Consider the following 21,296-nt stretch of genomic DNA (forward strand, 5'->3'; position numbering starts at 1 on the left):
CGGTGCGGCCCGGGGTCAGGCCTGGGCCGGGCAGACGCTCGTCACCGCCGCCGGCGCGGATCGCAGCAGCAGCCCAGCCAGCGCCGACGCAGCCAGGACCATGACCGCCACCCCGTATTCACGGGCCGTGACCAGCAGTCCGCCGCCGTGCACGACGAGGAACCCGCCGACGACGGCCGGCACACCCATGGCCAGGTACGAAATGACGTACACGATCGAGAGCACGCCGGCCCGCTCGTGCGGCCGGGCCAGCGGGACGATGCTCCGGACGGCGCCCTGGAACGCGGCGCCGAAGCCCGCCCCGGCCACCACCGTTCCGGCGAAGAAGAGCCAGATCGAGGCGGCGTCGAGGGCCAGCACGGTCACGCCAACGCCGAGGATCAACCCTGTCGTGCCGAGCAGCATGACCGTCCGCGGGGCGGCGTTACGCAGCAGCATGAGGGTGACCGCACCCGTCGCGGCCAGGGCGAACAGCGCGGCCCCGCCGAGGACGAACGAGTTGTGTCCGATCATCCGCTTGACGATGCTGGGCCCGAGCGCTCCGTAGAAGCCGGCCAACGCCCAGGCCGCCACCAGCGCCGGCGCCGCCACCAGCAGCGGGACCCGGACGATCGCCGGCAGGCCGAAACTCACCCGCAGCGAGGCCAGCGCACCGGGTTGCCGTGACGACGTCTCCGGCATCAACGCCACGCCGACGGCCTGCACCGCGAACACACCGCTCAGCACGAGGTAGACCAGGTGGGTCGGGGCGGGCAGGAACTGCACCAGCAATCCGGAGCCGATGGCACCGATGGCGGTCCCGATCGGGGCCGACACCGAGTTGGCGATGGTGCCCCTGCTCCGGTCGATGTCGAGCATCCCGGCACCGACCGCGGCCACCGCGGCACCGGTGGACAGACCCTGGATCACCCGGATCCACAGCAACTCGTCCACCGACGACGCGGTCGCGAAGGCGAGCATGGTCAGCGCCTGGACGACCACGGCGGTGAACAGGACCGGGCGCCGCCCGATGTAGTCCGAGAGCGAGCCGACGGTGAGCAGCGCAATCAGGACGGCGAGCGCGTAGACCGCGAAGACGATGGTCGTGGTGATCGACGAGAAGCCCCATTCCCGCTGGTAGAGGGCATAGAGCGGGGTCGGTGCACTGGAGCCGGCCAGGAAGAAGACCACGATCGAGGCCTGCAGGTAGAACGCCGGGCCGGACGGGAGCCGGAGGCGACGACGAGTGGGGGACGGTAGGAGGAGCAGCTCGGACATTCGTGACTCCAGGGCCATTGACATGGACCAGACAGATCTGTCTAGAGCGCCCACAGTAGACAGATCTGTCTGATACTGTCAAAGCATGGCCATCGATGCTGCTCAGCCCACGCCCCGCGTCTCGGTCCGCGAGCGACTGCTGATCGCGGCCAATGAGCTGTTCTACGAGGAAGGCGTGCACAGCGTCGGCATCGACCGCGTCATCGAGCGGGCCGGCGTGGCCAAGGCGTCCCTGTACAACACGTTCGGGAGCAAGGACGAGTTGATCAAGGCCTACCTGGAGTCCCGCAACGTCGCCCGCCAGCGGCGCATCACGACCAAGCTCGCCCAGCTCCAGACGCCCCGGGACAAGATCCTGGGCGTGTTCGGTGCCCTGGCCGACCTCATCGCCGAGCCCACCTTCCGCGGCTGTGCCTTCCAGCGGGCGACCGCCGAAGCATCCGGCGGCCCCGGCGTGGCCGAGGTGGTGGCTCGATCGCGCGGCTGGGTGCGGGACAAGTTCGTCGAGTTGGCGCGGGATGCCGGCGCCGGTGATCCGGGGGCGCTGGCCGACCGTCTGGTCCTGCTGTACGACGGGGCGACCGTAGCGGCCCAGCTGGATCACCAGACCGATGCGGCCGTGACCGCCCGGGACATCGCCTCCGGCCTGCTGGACCGCGAACTGACCTGATCGCCGATACCGCGAGTCCGGGTTCGGTCCGGGACCGGGGGTCCGGGACCGGCGGATCGGGCTTCAGCCCGGAGTCGGCCTCGTTGGCCGGCTTGATGACGGCCTCGGTTCGGCCGAAGCGTTGACCAGGGCCGGCTGGGCGACCGGAGGGGCCGGAATCGTGATGACGCTGAACAGCTTCTCCAGCGCCGATTCGACCTCGGCCTTCCAGCCGATACCGGAGGACAACTCGAAGCGCAGCCGCGGATAGCGGTGATGGGCCTGGACGTCGGCGAAGCCCACGGCCCGGGCGAAGTCGGCCGGGAGCACGCACTTCGGGACCTCGACGTCGCCGTGTCCGTCCCGCCGACCGGGGCTGCGCTCGTCATCGGCCGGATCGCCGGCCTCGACGCCGAACAGTTCGATGGCCCTGACCCCCCGTCTGGTCAGCGTGGTGACGACGCCGTTCATCAGGTAGCGGGCCAGCCCCTGGCCGCGGAACTCGGGGTGGATCCGGGCCGTGGTCAGCAGCACGGCGTCCGGTGACACGGGAGCGGTCGGGAACGCCGACGCACCGGGCACGGCGGTCGGTGGGGCGTAGAGCGCGAAACCGGCCGGCTGACCATCTACCGTCACGATCTGGCCGGCGCTGCCCCAGGTCAGCATGACCCCGGAGAGCCACACCTCCTTCTCGAAGCCGGCCAGGTCGGGGTCCATGCCCGCGGCGGCGTCCGGCGGCAGCTCCCAGGTGACGCACGAACGGCACTTCTCCGGCAGGTCACCGATCGATGACATGGTCAGCGGCACCAGTGCTCGCGTCACGCTTGGTCTGACCTCCGGGGATTCGGGCGGTGCGCGTCCCGGCGACTGAACGGCCGTCAGGGCAACCTTCACAGAATATGTCGGGTCGTGCGGCCCGTGCCGAGGTGTGACCACCACGACGCCGGTCGGCCCCACCCACGCATCGACCGGAGACATAATCCCGCCGATAAGCCCCTGACCGGTGAATACCATTCCGGTCGATGACGACCGTGCACCCCAGCTCAGTGCACCCGCCGACCGGCCATCCAGGTGCCCATCACCCGGGCCGAACGGACCTCGCCGAGCTCGGCCGTGCGCAGGTCGACGGCCAGAGCCACCAGGTCGGCGACGGCTCCGATGTCCAGCGTCCCGGCATCGTCGCGGAACCCCTGCCGGGCCACACCGCGGGTGTAGGCGGTCAGCGCCGAACGCAGGTCGATCCGCTGTTCGGGGTACCAGCCGTCGGCCGGCTCCCCGGACGGGGTCTGCCGGGTCACCGCCGTGACCAGCCCGGCCAACGGCTCGACGTCCGTCACCGGCCAGTCGCTGCCGAACGTCACCGAGGCACCGCTCTCGAGGACGGTGCGGATCGGGTACTGCAGCGCGGCCCGCTCGGGCCCGATCCGGGGGACGGTGAGGACCTCCTGCATCGGGTCGGGCTGGGCCCACAGCGGTTGGAAGCACGCGAACACCCCGAGCTCGGCGAGCCGGTCGAGATCGGTGGGGTCGATCACCTGCAGATGGGCGATGACGGGCCGCAGATCACCGGCGGCGATGACGTCGGCGGCGGCCTCTATCGCGTCCAGCGTGTCCCGGACGGCGGCGTCACCGATCGCATGCAGGTGCACCTGGAACCCCACCGCGCTGAACGCCCGGACGGCGTCGATCAGCGCGTCGCGTGACCAGTTCGGCATCCCGTGGCTGTGCGGGCAGTCCAGGTACGGCTCCAGCATCGCAGCGGTACCGGCCTCGATGACCCCGTCCACGAAGAACTTCACCGTTTGCGCCGTGAGCTGGCCGAACCCGGCCGACCGCACCTGCCCGCGAAGGGTTCGGAACTCGTCGACCTGGTCCGGCCAGGCCGCTGGATCGACCCGGAGGGCCAGGTTCACGGCGATCCGCAGCGCCCCAGATCGGGCGGCGTCCAGGTAGGCCGACACCTCCGCCGGTTCCACCCATGCGTCCTGCAACCAGGTCAGCCCGGCCGCCGCGCAGTGAGCGGTCGCTTCGTCGATCGCCTGGACCTGGGCGGCCGGTTCCGGCGGGGGCAGGACGGCGAAGACGTACGCGGTGGCACCCCACTCCCGCAGCGTGCCGATCGGCGTACCGTCCGGCCGCCGGACGATCTCGCCGTCATGCGGCTCCGGGGTCTGCGCGGTGATCCCGGCTCGCTCCAACGCCAGGGAGTTGCACCACATGGTGTGGTATTCCGTCCCGCGCAGGACGACCGGTCGGTCCGGCACGACGTCGTCGAGCCAGTGGGCGTCGAACACCCCGTCCGGGGTCAGCGCCAGGTCGAACCCGCCGCCGTAGACCCACTCGGCGTCCGGATGCTCGGCCGCCCAGGTGCGCACTCCGTCCAGCACTGCCGCGATGCTGGTCCCCCGGATCGGCGCGAACAAGCCTTCGAGTCCGGCTTGTCGTGGATGGACGTGCCCGTCGCCGAAGGCTGGGATCAGAGTTCCGCCGACCAGATCCACCCGCTCCACGTCGCTCGGGGCCGACAGGTGGGCACCGACGGCGGCGATCCGCCCATCGGTGACCAGCAGTTCCTGCGCCACCGGGGTGGGTTGGTCGGCCGGGCTCCAGATCAGCCCTCCGACGAAGTGCACGCTCGTCATACCGGACTGTCCCTTCAACTGCATCGACTCGTGGCGGCACCGAGGCTACCCGCCCGTCACCATCGACTCAGGGTTTACGACTAGGGGACAAATCCGGTTCCGGTTGACGATCCGCGACGTCAAACTATCTGCGACCCATGAATCGGCTGTACCGCCCGCAGGACCGAGGAGCCCATCCCATGACCGACACGCAGACCACGCCGGCCACCACGGAACGCCCACCCCGGCGGTTGCCCCGCGGGTTCCCGTTCTTCGGGATCATCGCCGTGGCCGTGCTCGCCTTCCTGGCCGGAGGCTTCGGCGGTAGCTACCAGGGCAAGTTGTCCAGCGTCTCGAAGAGCGACAACTCGTCCTACCTGCCCGCATCCGCCGAGTCGACCCAGGCCGGGAACGAGGCGGCGAAGTTCTCCACGTCCCAGTCGCTGCCCGGGTTCCTGGTCTTCCAGCGCGAATCCGGCCTGACCGCGGCCGACAAGGCAGCCATCGCCACCGTGTTCGGCAAGGTGGCGACCGCGAAGGGTGTGGACGCACAGGCCGTGACGCCGGTGGTCTACGCCAAGGACGGCACCGCCGCGTCGATCTACGCGCCGCTGATCGCCAAGCAGAACGGTGTCGCGGTGAACGGGGACAACCTGTCCAAGGCCGAGACGGACCTGGTCGACCTGGCCAAGACCGGATTGCCGGACGGGCTGACCATGTATCCGGCCGGCCCGGGTGGGCTGTTGGTCGCCCTGTTGTCCGCCTTCGGCGGGTTGGACGGCACGTTGCTGATCGCGGCCGGCGGTGTGGTCATCCTGATCCTGCTGCTGGTCTACCGCTCCCCCGTGCTGTGGTTCTTCCCGCTGTTCTCGGCGGTGCTCGCGCTGGGCCTGTCCTCGCTGATCATCTACTTCCTGGCCAAGAACGACGTCCTGACGCTCACCGGCCAGAGTCAGGGCATCCTGTCCGTCCTGGTCCTGGGGGCGGGCACCGACTACGCGCTGCTGCTGGTCTCCCGCTATCGGGAGGAGCTGCACAACTACGAGCACCGCAGTGACGCCATGATCAAGGCCTGGAAGGAGTCCGCTCCGGCCATCTTCGCTTCCGGGGCGACGGTGATCATCGGGTTGCTCTGCCTGAGCTTCTCCGAGCTGAACTCGAACAAGAGCCTCGGCCCGGTCGCCGCCATCGGAATCGCCTGCACTCTGCTGGTGATGATGACGTTCCTGCCGGTCGCCCTGGCCTCGGCCGGACGATGGGTGTTCTGGCCGCGTCGTCCCACTCCGGCCACGCCGGCCGCCGAACCGGGCACCTCCGGCATCTGGGGCGCCGTCGCCCGGTTCATCGGCACGCACCACCGCCGGGCCTGGATCGGTGCCGGGGTCCTCCTGTTGCTGTGCCTGGTCGGGATCGGCAGCCTCAAGACCAGCGGCCTCACCACGGCGCAGGGCTTCACCAACACCCCGGACGCCGTCGTCGGCCAGCGGATCTACGACGCGAAGTTCGACAAGGGCGCCGGGGCGCCGGCGGTCATCGCGGTGAACGCCGACCAGGCGGCCGCGGTGATCGCCGTTGTCGAGAAGGTGCCCGGCGTGCAGACCACCCCCGGTTCGGTGTGCGTGCAGGTCGACTACGCCAAGCTGGCCGAACTGAAGAACGCCGGCGGCAGCGCCCCGGCCGGCGCCACGACCGGGTGCGCACCGGCCGCGCTGCAGGTCCGCCCGATCGACGGCCGGACGATCGTGAACGCCGTCCTGGCCGACAGCTACGACTCCCAGGCCGCCTACGACACCATCACCCGGCTGCGAACCGCGGTCCACGCGGTGCCGGGCGCCGGTGCCCAGGTCGGCGGCCAGAGCGCGGCCACGCTGGACGTCCACACGGCGTCGGTGCACGACCGCAACCTGATCATCCCGATCGTGTTGGTCGTGATCCTCATCGTGCTGTCGTTGCTGCTGCGGGCCATCCTGGCGCCGTTGCTGCTGATCGTGACGGTGCTGCTGTCGTTCGGCGCGACCCTGGGCGTCTGTGGGTTCGTCTTCAACCACGTCTTCGGATTCGCCGGCGCCGACCAGTCGTTCCCGTTGTTCGCCTTCGTCTTCCTGGTCGCCCTGGGCATCGACTACAACATCTTCCTGATGACGCGTGTCCGCGAGGAGACACTGAAGTTCGGGACGCGGGCCGGGGTCCTGCGTGGTCTGTCGGTGACCGGCGGGGTGATCACCTCGGCCGGCGTGGTGCTGGCCGCGACCTTCGCCGTCCTCGGCGTCCTTCCGCTGGTGTTCCTGGCCGAACTCGGTTTCGCGGTCGCGTTCGGGGTCCTGCTGGACACGATCATCGTGCGGTCGATCCTGGTCCCCGCCCTGGCTCACGACATCGGCCGCAAGATCTGGTGGCCCTCGAAGTTGGCCGCCGGGAAGGAGTAGCCGCTTCGCGGCGTGACCTGCACATATGCCCACCCCGCTAGTCCGCGCATATGGAACTACCCGGCGCATATGGAACTGCCCGTTTCGGCCGGACCTTCGGCCGAAACGGGCAGTTCTGTATGCGCGGTGCGCTACTCGATTCGCAGAGCGCCCGGGGCCACCTTGATCGCGCTCACGATCGACGCGGCCCGGAGTCGGCACCGCAGCGCGTCCGGTCGGATCCCCTTCGCGACCCTCGACGGCCGCCTGACCCCAGTCCCGGCCCGAGCCACACCGCGGCCCCGCACGGGCCGGACGACTGGGCTGTCCCATCCGGGATGGGCTGTCCCATCCGAAGTCGGCATCTCCGGCCGCCGCCGGGCCGCTAAAGTTCGATGGTGCCCCATCCGCCCACCGCCGAGCTGAACTGGTGGCAGGCCGGGCTGCTGGCGGTGGTGCTGCTGGCCATGGCCCTCGGCCTGAGCCGGGTGAGGGCCGGCTGGGCGCAGAAGACGATGCCCTTCCTCAAGGAAGCCGGCATCGTCGCCCTGTTGTTCGCGCTCTGGCAGCGAGCCGGGCAGCTCTCCCAGCACAGCACCACCACCGCGTTCGACCGCGGCATCTGGATCAACCGCGCCGAACGGTGGCTGCATCTGCCGAACGAGCGCGACCTCCAGCTCGGGCTGATCACCCACCCGACGCTGGGCCAGTGGGCCAATCTGTACTACGCCGTCATGCACCTGTCCACGACCGGCGCCATGCTCTTCTGGCTGTTCTGGCGACACCGGGACAAGTACTCAAGGGTGCGGGCGGCACTGGCCATCTTCACCGGCCTGGCCCTGCTCGTGCAGACCGTCGCCGTCGCGCCACCCCGGCTGCTGCCGCAACTCGGGTTCATCGACATCGCCGTCAAGTACGGCCAGTCGGTCTACGGCTCCGGAGCGTTCAGTGCCCAGGATCTCCTGGCCATGCCGTCGGTGCACATCGGCTGGGCGATCGTGGTGGCCGGCGCGGTCATCTATGCCAGCACCAGCCGCTGGCGGTGGCTGGTCCTGGTCCACCCGTTGCTGACGCTCTACGTCATCACCGCCACCGGTAACCACTGGTGGTTCGACAGCCTCGGCTCCGTGCTGCTCCTGGCCCCGGTCGTCGTGGGGCAGATCTTCTACTTCCGATGGCGCGGGTCCCGCCGTCCCGCCCGGGGCGAGCGGACCGAGGCCCTCACCGTTGTCGGGACGTCGTCCTAGGCTGATGACCGGGAGGGCGAGGCTGGACGCCGCGCTCGCGTCCGAGGAGGCAGGGTATGCGGCAGATCGTGATGATGACGTCGGTCTCCCTCGACGGCTACGTCGCCGGGCCGGGCGGCGAGATCGACTGGCACCACGTCGACGACGAGGTGCACACCGACTTCAACACCCGGCTCGGTGCCATGAGCACCTTCCTTGACGGGCGGATTTCCTACGAGCTGATGGCGTCCTACTGGCCGACGGCCGACCAGGACGCGGAGGCCGCGCCGCCGATCGTCGAGTTCGCCCGGATCTGGCGGGACATGCCGAAGATCGTCTTCTCACGGTCGCTGACCGACGTCGCGTGGAACTCGACGATCCGCCGGGAGGTCGACCCGGAGGAGATCCGCGAGTTGCAGCGCCGGCCGGGTGGGGACATGGCGATCGGTGGAGCGACCCTGGCCGCGACCTTCATGCGGTTCGACCTGATCGACGAGTACTGCCTGTACGTCAACCCGATCATCCTGGGTGCCGGGCAGCCGCTGTTCCCGGGCGCGCCCGAGCGGGTCGCGCCGACGCTGGTCGAGTCGCGGACGTTCGGCAACGGAGTCGTACTGATCCGCTACCGCCGCGAGCGCGGGTAGTTTCGTCCGATGGAGCAACGGGTCATTGGCCTGCTCGGCGGCATGAGTTGGGAGAGCAGCGCGCAGTACTACCGCCTGACCAACGAGCTGGTCCGTGACCGGCTGGGCGGCCTGCACTCCGCCCGTTGTCTGCTGGCCTCGGTCGACTTCGCCGAGATCGAGCGTCTCCAGGTCGCCGGCGACTGGGACACCGCCGGAGCGGTGCTGGCCCGAGTGGCCAAAGCGCTGGAGGCCGGGGGCGCCGAGATCATCGTGATGTGCACGAACACCATGCACAAAGTGGCCGATCAAATCCGGGCCGACCTGGGCATACCGTTCCTCCACCTGGCCGACACCACCGCCCGGGCCGTGATCGCGGCCGGGATGACGACGGTCGGACTGCTCGGGACCGCCTTCACCATGGAGCAGGACTTCTACCGGGAGCGGCTGGCCTCGCACGGACTCTCCGTCCTGATCCCCGAAGCGGCCGACCGGGCCGAGGTGCACCGGGTCATCTACGAAGAGCTGTGCCTCGGAGTGGTGCGAGAAGAGTCCCGCCAGATCTATCGCGAGGTGATAGAACGCCTGGTCGCGGCGGGTGCGGAGGGCGTCATCCTGGGATGCACCGAGATCGAGTTGCTGGTCGGGGCCGAGGACAGTCCGGTGCCGGTCTTTCCCACCACCCGGCTGCACGTCGAGGCCGCCGTGAACTGGTCGCTCTCCGAGGAGCAAGCATGACGAAGACCGTCCTGATCACCGGCACCTCGTCGGGCATCGGGGCCCATACGGCGGTGGCAGCGGCGAGGTCCGGCTGGCGGGCGGTGGCGACGATGCGTGACGTGTCCCGGGCCGGGGTTCTGACCGAGCTCGCCCGTTCCGCCGGGGTCCTCGACCTGATCGACATCCGCGCCCTGGACATCACCGATCTCGATTCGGTGACGTCCTGTCTGGACGGGGTGATCGCGGATTTCGGAGCGCTGGACGCGGTCGTCAACAACGCCGGAGCCGGGCACGTCGGGACGCTGGAGCTGGAGCGCATCGACGATGTCCGCACCGTCATGGAGGTCAACTTCTTCGGGACGGTGCTGGTCACCAAGGCGGCGCTCCCGCACCTCCGGGCGTCCGGTGGTCGAGTGCTGACGGTGACCAGCGTCGGGGGCGTGGTCGGGCAGCCGTTCAACGAGGCGTACTGCGCGGCGAAGTTCGCGGTCGAAGGGTTCATGGAGTCACTGGCACCCGTGGCGGCCACCGTCGGCGTGACCGTCGTGGTGATCGAACCGGGCGCCGTGGCCAGCGGATTCGTCGGCAACGTCGGGCTCGACGCCACCGGCCTGATGGCGTCCGCCGGGCCGTACGCGCCGGCGCTCACCGCCTACCTGGCTCGCACCGCCGGCGCGTTCGCCCACGCCCAGAGCGCGGCCGACGCGGCCGGGGTGATCATCTCCGCGCTGACCGCGGAGGACGTGCCGTTCCGGATGCAGACCTCGCCCGGCGCGCGGGCCTTCGCCGGGGTGAAACTGGCCGACCTGGACGGCAGCGGCGTGATCGGCCTGACCACTACCTGGGTCGCCTCTTGACCCTGACACGATGTCAGGTCCCAGGCTGAGTGGGTCATGTTCACCATCGGAGAATTCGCCGGCCTCGGTCGGGTGTCGATCCGGATGCTGCGTCACTACGACCGCATCGGGGTTCTGCGCCCGGCCGCGGTCGACCCGGTCAACGGCTACCGGCTCTATCGGGCCGATCAGCTGTCCCGACTCAACCGTGTAGTCGCCCTGAGCAGCCTCGGATTCACCCTCGCGCAGGTGCGTTCGATCCTCGAGGGACCGATCGACGTGGCCGAGTTGAGGGGCATGCTGCGGCTGCGGCAGGCCGAACTTCACACTCAGCTCGAGGCCGACCGAGCCCGGCTGACCGGCGTCGAGGCGCGACTCCGCATCATCGCCCAGGAGGGCACCATGAGTACTCAGGACGTTGTGGTCAAGAGAGTCGAGCCGGTCCGCCTGGCCGAGATGACGGCCACGGCCGCCAGTTTCGCCACCCGGGACATCGGTCCGGTGATCCAGACGCTGTATCCGCAGCTGATGCGGGAGCTCGACCGCGCCGGCATCCGGCCGACCGGGTATGGGATCGCGTACTACGAGGCCGCCGACGATGATTCAGTGGTGATCCACGCCGGCATCATGGTCGACGCCGATCCGGTCGCCGACCAGGCTTTCCGCATCGGGGATCTGGCCGGCGAGCAATCGGCGGCCACGATCATCCACCGCGGATCGATGGACACCTGCGAGGAGAGCTACCAGGCCCTGGCGCAATGGACGGAGGCGAACGGCTACCGCGCCAAGGGTTTCGCCCGCGAGGTGTACGTCGACTACGACCCCGAGCGTCCAGACGACGGAGTCACCGAACTCCAGATGCCGATCGAGAAGACCTGAGCCACCCGGGGCTCTCTGAACCCCGCCCGGCGTGGATCAACTTCGCAGGCATGGACGAACTTGTTCGCTCCTGTCACACCCGTCCCAAGACCGCGAAGTTGATCCACGCCGCACTCCCTCGGTCTAGCCCTCGTCGGCCAAGCCTTGTCCGGGTCACGCACCCTCGTCCGGATCGCGGATCTCGTCGCGGATCCAGCCGATGTAGCGGTCGGCACTGCGCTGGACGGCCGTCCTCGCGTCCGCCTGGATCACCCGTCCGTCGAACGCACCGTAGATCCGGTCGAACGTCAGGTCGTCCACGGTGGAGGCGATCTGACGCACCAGCCGCTCGCCGAGCGGGATCAGGTTCGGATAGCTGCGCATGAACGAGACCGTGGCCCGGTCGTTGTTGACCATCAACGTGTCGCCGACCAGCAGGGCACCCTGGCCGTCCGCCCCGGCCGGCCAGTGCAGAACAGCGCTTCCCGGGAAGTGGCCGCCGCACTGGATCAACTCCAGCCCCGGCACCACCGTCCGCCGGCCGGACCACAGCGTGATGTTGTCGTCCGGACGACGGATCCAGCGCCGATCGGCCTCGGCCGTGTAGACCGGGATCCCGTCGAACGCCTTGCTCCAGGTGATCGACGCCCCGACCAGGTGCGGGTGGCTCGACGCGATCGCCGCCACCCCACCCAGGACCATCGCGTCGTTGACGAGTTGCTGGTTCACGAAACCGGGCGGCTCCCACAGCACGTTCCCGGCCGGGGTGCGGACCAGCAGCCCGCGCTGGCCGATCCCGAACGACGGACTCACCTGCAGTCCGTACAGATCCGGTTCGATCTCGCGGAAGGCGCCCGAGTATTCGTCCGCCATCGCCGTGAGCGAGGTCCAGGCCTGTCCTCCGGCCGGGACGTATTGCCGCTCGTCCGTGCAGATCGCGCACGGAGCCGGCGGCCGGGCGGTGTTGGCGTGTTCGATGCCGCAGGCCGTGCAGATCCAGACCGTCATACTGCGACTCTGCGGGCCGTCCGGCCGCCTCGCAAGTCGCCCGGTCTACAGCTCGTAGTCCAGGATCAGCACCCCGTGCTCGACCAGCCCCGTGCCCGCGAGGCCGGTCAGTTCGCCTGTGCCGGACCCGTGGACGACGGCTGCGTGCATGGACGTCGGGAAGCCCTCCCCCATGGACGCGCCGTGCTCCAGCACGAACGACCCCGTCCGGCCGTCGAGGGTGCCGACGATCCGTTCCTGTGCGACGTAGGACGCGCCACGCTCCCCTCGGGTGGTCAGCGCGTGCCCGGTAGCCGATCCGACTAGGTCAGGACCGGTGTAGGTCTTCGCCAGGAGGACGTGCCCAGCGTCGGGGCCGCCCTCGACCCCCGGGTCGGGGTCTCCCTCCCACCGATCGAGCGTGAACGACGCCTCGAGATGCTTCGTCATGGCCGTGAGCATGCCAACGGCACCGGCCGAGGGCAATCGAAGGGTCCGTCAACATCGCTCCAGAGCGTCTACCGATCGGTACGTAGGGTTTTGTCGTTCGACTACGAACGAAAAAGCCATTCGTACCGGTGAGTAGCCCGGGTTGCGCCTGACCGAGTTCGCGCGAGCGCCCGCGCTCGGCACGCAACGCAACGGTGGCCAGACATGCAACACAGCTAGGATCAGTCGATCCGCCCCGGCACGCAGCCCTCCTCAGCACGCCCTGACCCAGCCCGGCGGCGGCAGAGGCGAAGGAAAGCCACATGACCGGGAACAGCCTGGACCGACACATGCCCTTGTATGCGCAGCGCACCGCTGGCATGCGAGCTTCGGCCGTCCGGTCCCTGTTCGCCGTGGCCAACCGTCCAGAGGTGGTCTCCCTCGCCGGTGGCATGCCGTACCTGCAGTCGCTGCCACTGGAGAGCGTCGCGGCCGAGGCGGCGCAGCTGATCGCCCAGGACGGACTGACCGCCCTGCAGTACGGCTCCGGCCAGGGCATTCTCGAACTCCGCGAGCAGATCTGTCAGGTCATGGCCCTGGAGGGCATCACCGCCCACCCGGATGACGTCACCGTGACCGTCGGCTCGCAGATGGCCCTCGACCTGGTCACCCGCATCTTCTGCGACCCGGGCGACGTCATCCTGGCCGAAGCGCCGTCCTACGTCGGCGCCCTGACCACCTTCGCGTCGTACCAGGCCAAGGTGGTCCACATCGAGATGGACTCCGACGGCCTCATTCCCTCGGCCGTCAGCGCCGCCATCGAGTCGGTCCGGGCAGCCGGCGGCCGGATCAAGTTCCTGTACACGATCCCGAACTTCCACAACCCGGCCGGCGTGACCATGTCCGACGCCCGGCGCCAGGAGCTGGCGAAGATCTGCCGCGAGGCCAACATCCCGATCCTGGAGGACAACCCCTACGGGCTGCTCGGCTTCGACGACAAGATCCGCCGTTCCATCCGGGCCGACGACGCCGAGAACGTGATCTACCTTGGCTCGTTCTCCAAGACGTTCGCCCCCGGCCTACGCGTCGGCTGGGTGCTCGCGCCGCACGCCGTCCGCGAGAAGCTGGTACTGGCGAACGAGAGTGCCACGCTCAACCCGCCGGTGTTCAACCAGATGATGGTCTCCCGGTACCTGGCCAATTTCGACTGGCAGAGCCAGGTCAAGGCCTACCGCCACACCTACGCCGAGCGCCGGGACGCGATGATCCAGGCCCTCGAGACGCACATGCCCGAGGGCACCACCTGGACCAACCCAGAGGGTGGGTTCTTCGTCTGGGTCACCCTCCCCGAGGGTTTCGACACGGCGGCCATGCTGCCCCGGGCCGTCACCGCCCGCGTGGCCTACGTCCCCGGAACCGCCTTCTACGCCGACGGTCTCGGTTCGCGACAGATGCGGTTGTCGTTCTGCTTCCCGACGCCGGAACGCATCGTTGAGGGCATCCGCCGCTTGGCCACGGTGCTGGACAACGAGCTGGACGTGATGCGCACCTTCGGTGCGACGACCGCCGCCCTGCCGGCCTACAAGGCCAACCGCGGCCCGTCCTCACCCTCTCCTGACATCTACTAAGGACCGAAGATGAGCGATCGTCATGTGGTGGTACTGGCCGGCGGACTCACGCACGAACGTGACGTGTCGCTCCGTTCCGGCTCGCGCTTGACCGAGGCGCTTCGCCGCCAGGGGCTCGAGGTGACCGTCCGGGACGCCGACGCCACCCTGCTGCCCTACCTGGCCCAGGCCAAGCCGGACGCGGCGATCATCGCGCTGCACGGCGGCCGCGGCGAGAACGGTGCGGTGCAGGGCATTCTCGAACTGGCCGGCATCCCGTATCTCGGCACCCGGTCGCACGACTGCCGGCTCTCCTGGGACAAGCCGACCGCCAAGACGCTGGTCAAGCGGGCCGGTTTCGCTACCCCCGACTGGATCACGTTGGCCCACAACACCTTCCGCGACATGGGGGCCGCGGCGTTGATCAGCGAGCTGGTCGAGCACCTCGGTCTGCCCCTGATGCTGAAGCCGCATCAGGGCGGGTCGGCCCTGGGTGCATCGGTGGTGCGGACGGCGGCCGACGTGCCCGGCGCGTTGGTCCAGGCGTTCGCCTACGGCGACGTCGTGCTGGTCGAGCAGTTCGTCGAAGGCGTCGAGATCGCCGTCACCGTGGTCGACGGCAGTGAGGGCCCCCGCGCGCTGCCGGCCGTCGAAATCGTCCCGGAGAGCGGCGTCTTCGACTACGAATCCCGCTACACCGCGGGCCTGACGACCTACTACACGCCGGCCCGACTCGATCCCGAGGCCGCCGGAGCCGCCGCCGAACTGGCCATCGGCGCCCACAAAGCGCTTGGGCTGCAGGATATCTCCCGAACCGACGCGATCGTCGACGCGAACGGCGTCGTCCAGTTCCTCGAGGTCAACGTCTCCCCCGGACTGACCGAGACCTCGATGCTCCCGATGTCGGTGGAAGCAGCCGGCGAGGACCTGGGCGGCGTGTATTCCGCTCTGATCGAGCAGGCCATCGCGCGGGGCTGAGTCGCAGGTCACGCCTGGTTTACCCGCCCAGGTCCGCGGTAACCTCGTAAGACAGGCAGAGGCTGGGGCGCACATCGCCCGTTGACGGATCGAGGGCCGAGGCATGCAGTGGTGGGCGTGGTTGATCATCGTGATCGTGGTGATAGCGGTCTTGGTGGGCGCGTTCGTCGCGCTGCAGGCGAAGCGGCGTCGTGGTGGCGTCATCATCAGCGACCGCAAGCGCGGCCGTAAATGAGCACCCTCATCCGGGCGAGTGAGATCATCCAGAAGGCGGTCGTCACGTTTGCCGGGGAGGACGTGGCCCAGGTCAAGGACATCGTCTACGCCGCGAACGGTGGCCAGATCGGTGCGTTCACGCTGGCCGGCCGGGGTATGTTCGCCGGTCCGTTGAGGGTGGCGCTGCCCTGGACCGCGGTGGTCGGGCTCGGCCCGGACGCCGTCGTCATCGAATCGGAGGACGTCCTGGTCCCGTTGGCCGAGGCATTCGAGGCGGACGATACCGGCTCCGGGCGGTCCGACATCCTCAAGTCGGAGGTGCTGACCGACACCGGGGTGTCACTCGGTCGCGTCTCCGACGTGATCATCGGCATCGGCGCTCGGCCGGGCGGTGAAGCGGATGTCGTCGGCTACCAGATCGACCCGGCGGAGAGCCTGGGCCGCGGCCGGCTTCCGCTGCTCATCCCGTTGCCCGACACGTTGTCCGCTTCGGGCGAGCACCTGATGGTCCCGGCCGCGGCCGCCAACTATCTGACCGACGACCTCGCCGCGTTCGGTGCGGCCATCGATGCGTTTCGGTCTCAGTTGGGGGAGGTGTCCTGATGCTGTTCACCGAAACGATCGGCCGCAAGGTGGTCAGCACCGGCAACGCCTCGACTGTCGGCCACGTCGGCTCGCTGGTGATCGACCCGAGTGTTCGACGCGTGGTCGGTCTGTCCCTGAAGAAGACGCACGGCGCGGGCACGATGCTCCCGTGGACGGGAATCACCGCATTCGGAGCGGATGCCGTCACCGTGTCGGGCGAGGATCAGATCGTCGACGAGGAGGGTGCGCTGGAGGAGTTGAACTCCAAGGCCCACCACATCATCAAGAAGCGGGTGCTGACCACGTCCGGCCAGCAGATCGGCATCGTCCGGGACGTGGACTTCGACCCGTCGGACGGAACGATCCTGGGCATCATCACGGACGGACCGCCGATCGACGGCCGTGCGTTGCTCGGCGTCGGGTCGTATGCCGTTGTCGTCCGGGGCTGACCGGGCCGGCGGCCCGGACGTCCGTACGGCGGATATCCGGACGAGCCACCCGTTGCATCCGGCACCGCGCCCCCGACCGTGGGTCGCGGTGCAGGATGCAACGCGTCACTTGCGGCCGGGCGTCCAGTTCATGCCCCAGCCGTAGGTACGGTCCAGCACCGACTGCCCTCCGTTGATGTACTGCACCTCGCGCTGCACCACCAGATCGTTCCCGTGGTTGATCAGCTGGGCGACGGCGCAGATCCGCGCGCCCTGATCCGTTGCGTCCAAACGGACCTCGATCTGCGGGCCGTTGATCGGGCTCAGTGTGACCACCCCGTCGACCGCGGCCCAGTTGGGTGCACCCTCGTAGATCATCGCGAAGATCAGGACCCGGCGGAACCGGCCGGGCTGCTCGAGATTGATCGACATGTTCTCGCCGGTGCTGACCGAACCGGTGCGGTCGTCGCCGTCCAGCTTGATCCACGGCGGCCGGTCCAAGGATCCGAACGAGTTGCCCAGGGCCTGCACGACGCCCTTGGAACCGTCCGAGAGTTCGTACAGGCAACCGAGATCCAGATCGACTCCGGACGACTGCTGGGCCTGCGCCGCCAGCCGTTTGAAGAATCCGCCTTTCTGGGCCGACTGCGCCGCCGGGTTGACGCCGGACGACCAGTTCAGGTTGATCCGGATGGTGCCCGTGCTGCCACCGGACTTGGTCAGTGACACCTGGGGCGACGAGGCGGTGAGGGTGACCTTCTGCAGCGACACCCCGCCTCGGCCGGGCGCCGGCACCGACGAAGTCGGTTGGTACGCAGCGGGTTGCGGAGTGGGGGGCGGGGCCGGGTAGCCGCCCGACGGTCCGGCGGGATACCCACCGGTCGGAGCCGGATAGCCACCGGACTGCGGAGCCGGATACCCGCCAGGCGCGGCCGGATACCCACCAGGCGCAGCGGGATAACCGCCCGGCTGGGGTGCCGGTTGGCCAGTGGACGGTGCCGGGTAGCCGGTGGACGGTGCCGGGTAGCCGGCAGAGGGTGGAGCGACGGGCGGCCCGCCGGGTGCCGGCCATCCACCAGGAGCGGCAGAGCCGCCGGTCGGGGCCGGGGGCGGCCAGGCGGCGGCGGGCGGTGGATAGTGCCCCGGTGCTGCCGCCGGCGCCGCGGGCGGCGGAGGGGTCGGCGGTGCTGACGCGGCCGGAGGCGATGCGACCGGAGGCGACACCGGCGCGGGTGGGGCAGCCGCTTCCTCCTCCTCCGGCGGTGTGTACCAGGACGGCAGACCGCCCGAGGCCGGGGGCCCCGAGGGTGTGGGCGCAGGGGCAGGCTCCGGCGGCACTGGACGCTTGCGGTTGTAGTCGATGGCCATGCGGACTCCTGGACGGGTTGTGATCGGTCAACCCCGGCGCCGCGGCAGGACTGCAGGTACTTCGTCGGGCCGGGAGGCCCACTGTCCCGGCGCCGCTTCCGGCGCCGGGACAGGGTCGATTCGTCAGATGTTGACGCCGAAGTCGCGGGCGATACCCGCGAGGCCGGAGGCGTAGCCCTGGCCGATGGCGCGGAACTTCCACTCCGGGCCGTTGCGGTAGAGCTCGCCGAACACCATGGCGGTCTCGGTCGAGGCGTCCTCGGAGAGGTCGTAACGGGCCAGTTCGTTGTTGTCCGACGTGTTGACGACGCGGATGTAGGCGTTGCGCACCTGGCCGAAGGACTGCTGGCGGGTGTCACCCTCGTAGATCGACACGGCGAACACGACGGACAAGATGTTCGGCGGCACGGCCGACAGGTCGACCTTCACCTGCTCGTCGTCGCCCTCGCCCTCGCCGGTCAGGTTGTCGCCCTGGTGCTCGATCGACCCGTCCGGGGAGCGCAGGTTGTTGAAGAACACGAAGTACTGGTCGGACACGATCTTGTGGTCTTCGCCCAGGGCCAGCGCGCTGGCATCGAGGTCGAAGTCGACGCCCGTGGTGGCGCGGGCATCCCAGCCCAGACCCACCATGACCGACGTCAGATTCGGGGCCGCTTTCGTCAGCGAGACATTGCCACCCTTGGTAAGGCTCACACCCATTGCCGGCTCCTCCTACGTTGCACCTGGCAGCACGCGTTCGGCGCTGCCGATCTTGTTCCTGCCCCGGTAACGCGCGTTGGGCGCTCCGGAGTTCCTGCGATCGCTCACGTCTTGATCATTCACGGCGGATCCTCATGATTGACGCTCCGGGACGCCGCAGCAGGGACGCTACACGCGCGCCGAAAGCCCGGCCCGGGGAACCGGAAATTCCCCGTCATTCGATTTTCGACGGCTCGGTGACCCACCGAGCCGTCGGGACCGGGAGCGGAGACGGCCCGACGCATCGCCCGGACCCCGGCACCGGTATCGCTCGCGGTCATCGACATCATCGCAGCGCCGTCTCACCGTCGCGTCGGCTCCACGGCCAATCGCCGTAGGATCGGATCAATGTCCAGAAGCTGGTCGGGACGCCTCACCAGGCGACCGCAGGATCAAGCCGCGCAGGCCGCCCAGGACGGCGCCGTCGCGGCCTTTCTCGACCTGGACAACCGTCAGTCCTACGTCAAGGACGCCATGGACGCGGTCGGTGAGAACTCGGCCTCCGGGGCCGCATTGACCCGCGAGTGGACGACGGTGGCGCAGGTCGCGTTCGACGCCTCCTCGAAGTACCTGGCCACGGCCGAGTCGCATTCGCTGCTCGATTCCGCCGACCGGCCGACCGGGGTGGATCCGGTGGCCGCCGCGGCCGCCTTCACCCAGGTGCACAAGACTCTGGCCGACGCCGCGATCGCGGTGGACACCTTCTACCGCAAGCACGCGGACGAACTGGAGAAGGCCAGGTCACTCCGCGCCGCGACGCCGCAGATCTCCAGTGAGGCCAGGGCCGCGGCCGTTCAGGCCGAGGCCGACCTGACGAAGGCCGAGGCCGACGGATTCGCCTACCCGAGCGTGATGGACGCCGCCGGCGAGCTCGTCAACGCGTTGTCCGAGCTCAAGACGGCCGAGACGGTCGGCTCCCCGCTGGAGATCAGGCATGCCGCGGCCGCTGTCCACGCCGCCGCCGAGACTGTGGGCTCCCGGATCACCGCCGCCCGCAACCTGGCCGCCACCGTCCGTGGCTCGTTGAGCAGCGTGAAGACCCGGATCGAGGCGGTCGGCACCCGGCTGGAATCGCTGCCGTCGACCCGGTCAGCTCTGCTCCGGGAGTTCTCCGCGGCCTGCTCACGGGACCTGAGCGGGGCCGACGACCGCGCCCGGCGGGCGCTGGAGGATGCCCGTGGTGAGTTTGCCCAGGCGCAGTCGGCGTTGAACGCCGGTCAGCCGGAGCCGGCCGCGAACCATCTGGCGACGGCTCGGGCGAAGCTGAGTACGGCCGAGGCCGAGGGCGACTCGATGGGCGATCGGCTGCGGCTGCTGCGGAGCACCCAGGCCGACCCGGCAGCGGCCGCGAAGGCGACTCGGTTCAAGCTGCGGGACGCCCAACTGCTGGTCGTGTCCCGGGGCCTGGTCCCGCAGTGGGGTTCGGTGCTCGACGCGCAGTCCGATCGGATCGAACGGGCGGCGGCCGATCTCACCGGTACCCACCCCGACTATTGGACCTACCTGCAGACCCTGCAGTCGGTGGACGCGTTCGTGAAGAACGTGATCGACCGGGTGCGGGGAGAGGCGGCGCACGGGCACTGACCCTAGTCCGCGGCGGCCACCTCGAGGGGTTTGGTCCCCGCGAACGAACTGGCCACACCCGCGGCGACCTGCGTCAACGGGACCACCGACGAGACCGAGACGAACTCCGTGCCCAACCGTGGGTGGAGCGGACCCGGGTCGCGGCCCAGGGCGAGCTGGACCGCCGCCCACGGGAGGTTCACCCCGGTGAGCGCCGTCTGGAAGAGCCCGCCCGAGGGACGCGAGTTGATCTCCAGCAGCGCCGGCTCGTCGTTGAACAGGCGGAACTGCACATTCACCAGGCCGTCCAGATCGAACCGCTCGACCAGTTCCGAGGCCAACCCGGGGAGCCGTGGGTCGCCCCCGAGAACCCGGTGCCGACCGCTCTTCGTGCGGGGGATCGCCGCGAGGGTCCGACCGCGGTGGGCCAGGACGTCGACACTCGTCTCCGGCCCGGGCAGGTACGGCATCAGCATCAGATCCGGGACGTGCTCAGCGGCGGCGGCGATCGCATCCCGTACGGTCTGCACCCAGACCAGCGGGCCGATCGGACCCAGCAAGGACGTCAGATCGGGAGCCGCCCGGGTCAGGAAACGGACACCGTCGGCGCCGACACCGCGGGTCGGCTTCATGATCAGCGGGTGGCTGCGTGTCCACAGCTCGTCCAGGTCGACGATCGCCGCGTCGAACTGCGGCCCCGACCGGGCGACGCGCCACGGCGGCACCAACTTGCTCCCGGCCAGTGCCTGGTAGGTGTCCGCCTTGTCGGCCAGCAGGTCGACGGCGTCGGCCGGCGGGCAGATCAAAGCCGTTCCGATGGATGCGAAATCGCTTGCGCGGTGGGCGATCTGCGACTGCCCAGCCACCGGCAGCAGTACGTCGATGCGATGCTGCCGGCACAGGTCCAGCATCTGGTCGACGAAGTCAGGGTCGGTCACCACGGGCTCGCGCAGTTTGTGATCCACCCCGGCGAGCATCGGCGAGCTCAGATCGGCATGGGAGCCGAACAGTTCCACCGGAACCCCATCGGGGTTGTGCCGCAACATGTCCAGCAGGTGAACAGCGGTAGCGTAGTTCCGATTCAGCCAGATCCTGACGTGCTGCACCTTGTTGCTCCTGGCTTCGAACCGATGTGTTGGACACCAAGCGGCACCCTTCCCCGCGGCGGCGCCGGGAAGGGTGAACCTGCTGATTGGACTGCG

Annotated in this window: 20 protein-coding genes; 12 read left to right on the forward strand and 8 right to left on the reverse strand. The window is 69.3% G+C overall.

Features of this window, described 5'->3' with window-relative positions:
* Positions 1 to 15: 15 nt before the first annotated feature.
* The gene (locus BLS97_RS07525) at positions 16 to 1,257 is read right to left on the reverse strand and encodes an MFS transporter (RefSeq protein ID WP_197676460.1); all 1,242 of its coding nucleotides are present in this window, start codon (positions 1,255 to 1,257) and stop codon (positions 16 to 18) included.
* An 85-nt stretch (positions 1,258 to 1,342) separates the two neighbouring features.
* Here BLS97_RS07525 and BLS97_RS07530 point away from each other — a divergent pair, with 85 nt between their 5' ends.
* The gene (locus tag BLS97_RS07530; RefSeq protein ID WP_090475441.1) at positions 1,343 to 1,927 is read left to right on the forward strand and encodes a TetR/AcrR family transcriptional regulator; all 585 of its coding nucleotides are present in this window, start codon (positions 1,343 to 1,345) and stop codon (positions 1,925 to 1,927) included.
* A gap of 63 nt (positions 1,928 to 1,990) precedes the next feature.
* Here the strand turns inward: BLS97_RS07530 and BLS97_RS07535 are convergent, their stop codons facing one another.
* Positions 1,991 to 2,728, reverse strand: a complete 738-nt coding sequence (locus BLS97_RS07535) for a GNAT family N-acetyltransferase (RefSeq protein ID WP_090475442.1) — start codon at positions 2,726 to 2,728, stop codon at positions 1,991 to 1,993.
* Positions 2,729 to 2,949: 221 nt separating this feature from the next.
* Positions 2,950 to 4,548, reverse strand: coding sequence for an amidohydrolase (locus BLS97_RS07540; RefSeq protein ID WP_090475443.1), 1,599 nt, complete (start codon positions 4,546 to 4,548; stop codon positions 2,950 to 2,952).
* 179 nt (positions 4,549 to 4,727) lie between these two features.
* Here BLS97_RS07540 and BLS97_RS07545 point away from each other — a divergent pair, with 179 nt between their 5' ends.
* From BLS97_RS07545 to BLS97_RS07570, 6 genes are all read left to right on the forward strand, one after another.
* Positions 4,728 to 6,953, forward strand: coding sequence for an MMPL family transporter (locus BLS97_RS07545; protein WP_090481625.1), 2,226 nt, complete (start codon positions 4,728 to 4,730; stop codon positions 6,951 to 6,953).
* Between the two features lie 377 nt (positions 6,954 to 7,330).
* Entirely contained in the window at positions 7,331 to 8,179 is an 849-nt protein-coding gene (locus BLS97_RS07550) for a phosphatase PAP2 family protein (RefSeq protein WP_157695274.1), read from the forward strand.
* A 56-nt stretch (positions 8,180 to 8,235) separates the two neighbouring features.
* Positions 8,236 to 8,802 carry a dihydrofolate reductase family protein gene (locus tag BLS97_RS07555; protein ID WP_090475445.1) on the forward strand — a complete coding sequence of 189 codons (567 nt, stop codon included), beginning with the start codon at positions 8,236 to 8,238 and terminating at the stop codon, positions 8,800 to 8,802.
* Between the two features lie 9 nt (positions 8,803 to 8,811).
* A complete protein-coding gene (locus BLS97_RS07560) occupies positions 8,812 to 9,519 on the forward strand; it encodes an aspartate/glutamate racemase family protein (protein ID WP_090475446.1) in 708 nt (235 codons plus the stop codon).
* Entirely contained in the window at positions 9,516 to 10,358 is an 843-nt protein-coding gene (locus BLS97_RS07565) for an SDR family NAD(P)-dependent oxidoreductase (RefSeq protein ID WP_090475447.1), read from the forward strand. Before BLS97_RS07560 ends, BLS97_RS07565 begins: the two co-directional genes overlap by 4 nt.
* A gap of 36 nt (positions 10,359 to 10,394) precedes the next feature.
* A complete protein-coding gene (locus BLS97_RS07570; RefSeq protein WP_090475448.1) occupies positions 10,395 to 11,216 on the forward strand; it encodes a MerR family transcriptional regulator in 822 nt (273 codons plus the stop codon).
* 153 nt (positions 11,217 to 11,369) lie between these two features.
* Here BLS97_RS07570 and BLS97_RS07575 read toward each other — a convergent pair whose 3' ends face one another.
* Both BLS97_RS07575 and BLS97_RS07580 read right to left on the reverse strand, forming a co-directional pair.
* Complete coding sequence (locus BLS97_RS07575; protein WP_090475449.1) at positions 11,370 to 12,203, reverse strand: MBL fold metallo-hydrolase; 834 nt, start codon at positions 12,201 to 12,203, stop codon at positions 11,370 to 11,372.
* 45 nt (positions 12,204 to 12,248) lie between these two features.
* Complete coding sequence (locus BLS97_RS07580) at positions 12,249 to 12,632, reverse strand: DUF3224 domain-containing protein (RefSeq protein WP_157695275.1); 384 nt, start codon at positions 12,630 to 12,632, stop codon at positions 12,249 to 12,251.
* A 302-nt stretch (positions 12,633 to 12,934) separates the two neighbouring features.
* On the opposite strand from BLS97_RS07580, the gene BLS97_RS07585 reads away from it, so the two are divergent.
* From BLS97_RS07585 to BLS97_RS07600, 4 genes are all read left to right on the forward strand, one after another.
* Positions 12,935 to 14,239: an aminotransferase-like domain-containing protein gene (locus tag BLS97_RS07585; protein ID WP_090475451.1), complete on the forward strand. Its 1,305-nt coding sequence runs from the start codon at positions 12,935 to 12,937 to the stop codon at positions 14,237 to 14,239.
* A gap of 9 nt (positions 14,240 to 14,248) precedes the next feature.
* Positions 14,249 to 15,196 carry a D-alanine--D-alanine ligase family protein gene (locus BLS97_RS07590; RefSeq protein WP_090475452.1) on the forward strand — a complete coding sequence of 316 codons (948 nt, stop codon included), beginning with the start codon at positions 14,249 to 14,251 and terminating at the stop codon, positions 15,194 to 15,196.
* 231 nt (positions 15,197 to 15,427) lie between these two features.
* Positions 15,428 to 16,015: a PRC-barrel domain-containing protein gene (locus tag BLS97_RS07595; protein WP_090475453.1), complete on the forward strand. Its 588-nt coding sequence runs from the start codon at positions 15,428 to 15,430 to the stop codon at positions 16,013 to 16,015.
* Entirely contained in the window at positions 16,015 to 16,446 is a 432-nt protein-coding gene (locus tag BLS97_RS07600) for a PRC-barrel domain-containing protein (protein ID WP_090475454.1), read from the forward strand. The genes BLS97_RS07595 and BLS97_RS07600 overlap by 1 nt, the downstream gene beginning before the upstream one ends.
* 105 nt (positions 16,447 to 16,551) lie before the next feature.
* Here the strand turns inward: BLS97_RS07600 and BLS97_RS07605 are convergent, their stop codons facing one another.
* Both BLS97_RS07605 and BLS97_RS07610 read right to left on the reverse strand, forming a co-directional pair.
* Positions 16,552 to 17,220, reverse strand: coding sequence for a TerD family protein (locus tag BLS97_RS07605; RefSeq protein WP_090475455.1), 669 nt, complete (start codon positions 17,218 to 17,220; stop codon positions 16,552 to 16,554).
* 696 nt (positions 17,221 to 17,916) lie between these two features.
* Complete coding sequence (locus BLS97_RS07610) at positions 17,917 to 18,492, reverse strand: TerD family protein (RefSeq protein ID WP_090475456.1); 576 nt, start codon at positions 18,490 to 18,492, stop codon at positions 17,917 to 17,919.
* A gap of 387 nt (positions 18,493 to 18,879) precedes the next feature.
* On the opposite strand from BLS97_RS07610, the gene BLS97_RS07615 reads away from it, so the two are divergent.
* The gene (locus BLS97_RS07615; protein ID WP_090475457.1) at positions 18,880 to 20,115 is read left to right on the forward strand and encodes a hypothetical protein; all 1,236 of its coding nucleotides are present in this window, start codon (positions 18,880 to 18,882) and stop codon (positions 20,113 to 20,115) included.
* A gap of 2 nt (positions 20,116 to 20,117) precedes the next feature.
* On the opposite strand, the gene BLS97_RS07620 is transcribed toward BLS97_RS07615, so the two are convergent.
* Positions 20,118 to 21,200: an ATP-grasp domain-containing protein gene (locus BLS97_RS07620; RefSeq protein ID WP_157695276.1), complete on the reverse strand. Its 1,083-nt coding sequence runs from the start codon at positions 21,198 to 21,200 to the stop codon at positions 20,118 to 20,120.
* Between the last annotated feature and the right edge of the window lie 96 nt (positions 21,201 to 21,296).

It is taken from the genome of Nakamurella panacisegetis, assembly GCF_900104535.1.
Lineage (GTDB): Bacteria > Actinomycetota > Actinomycetes > Mycobacteriales > Nakamurellaceae > Nakamurella > Nakamurella panacisegetis.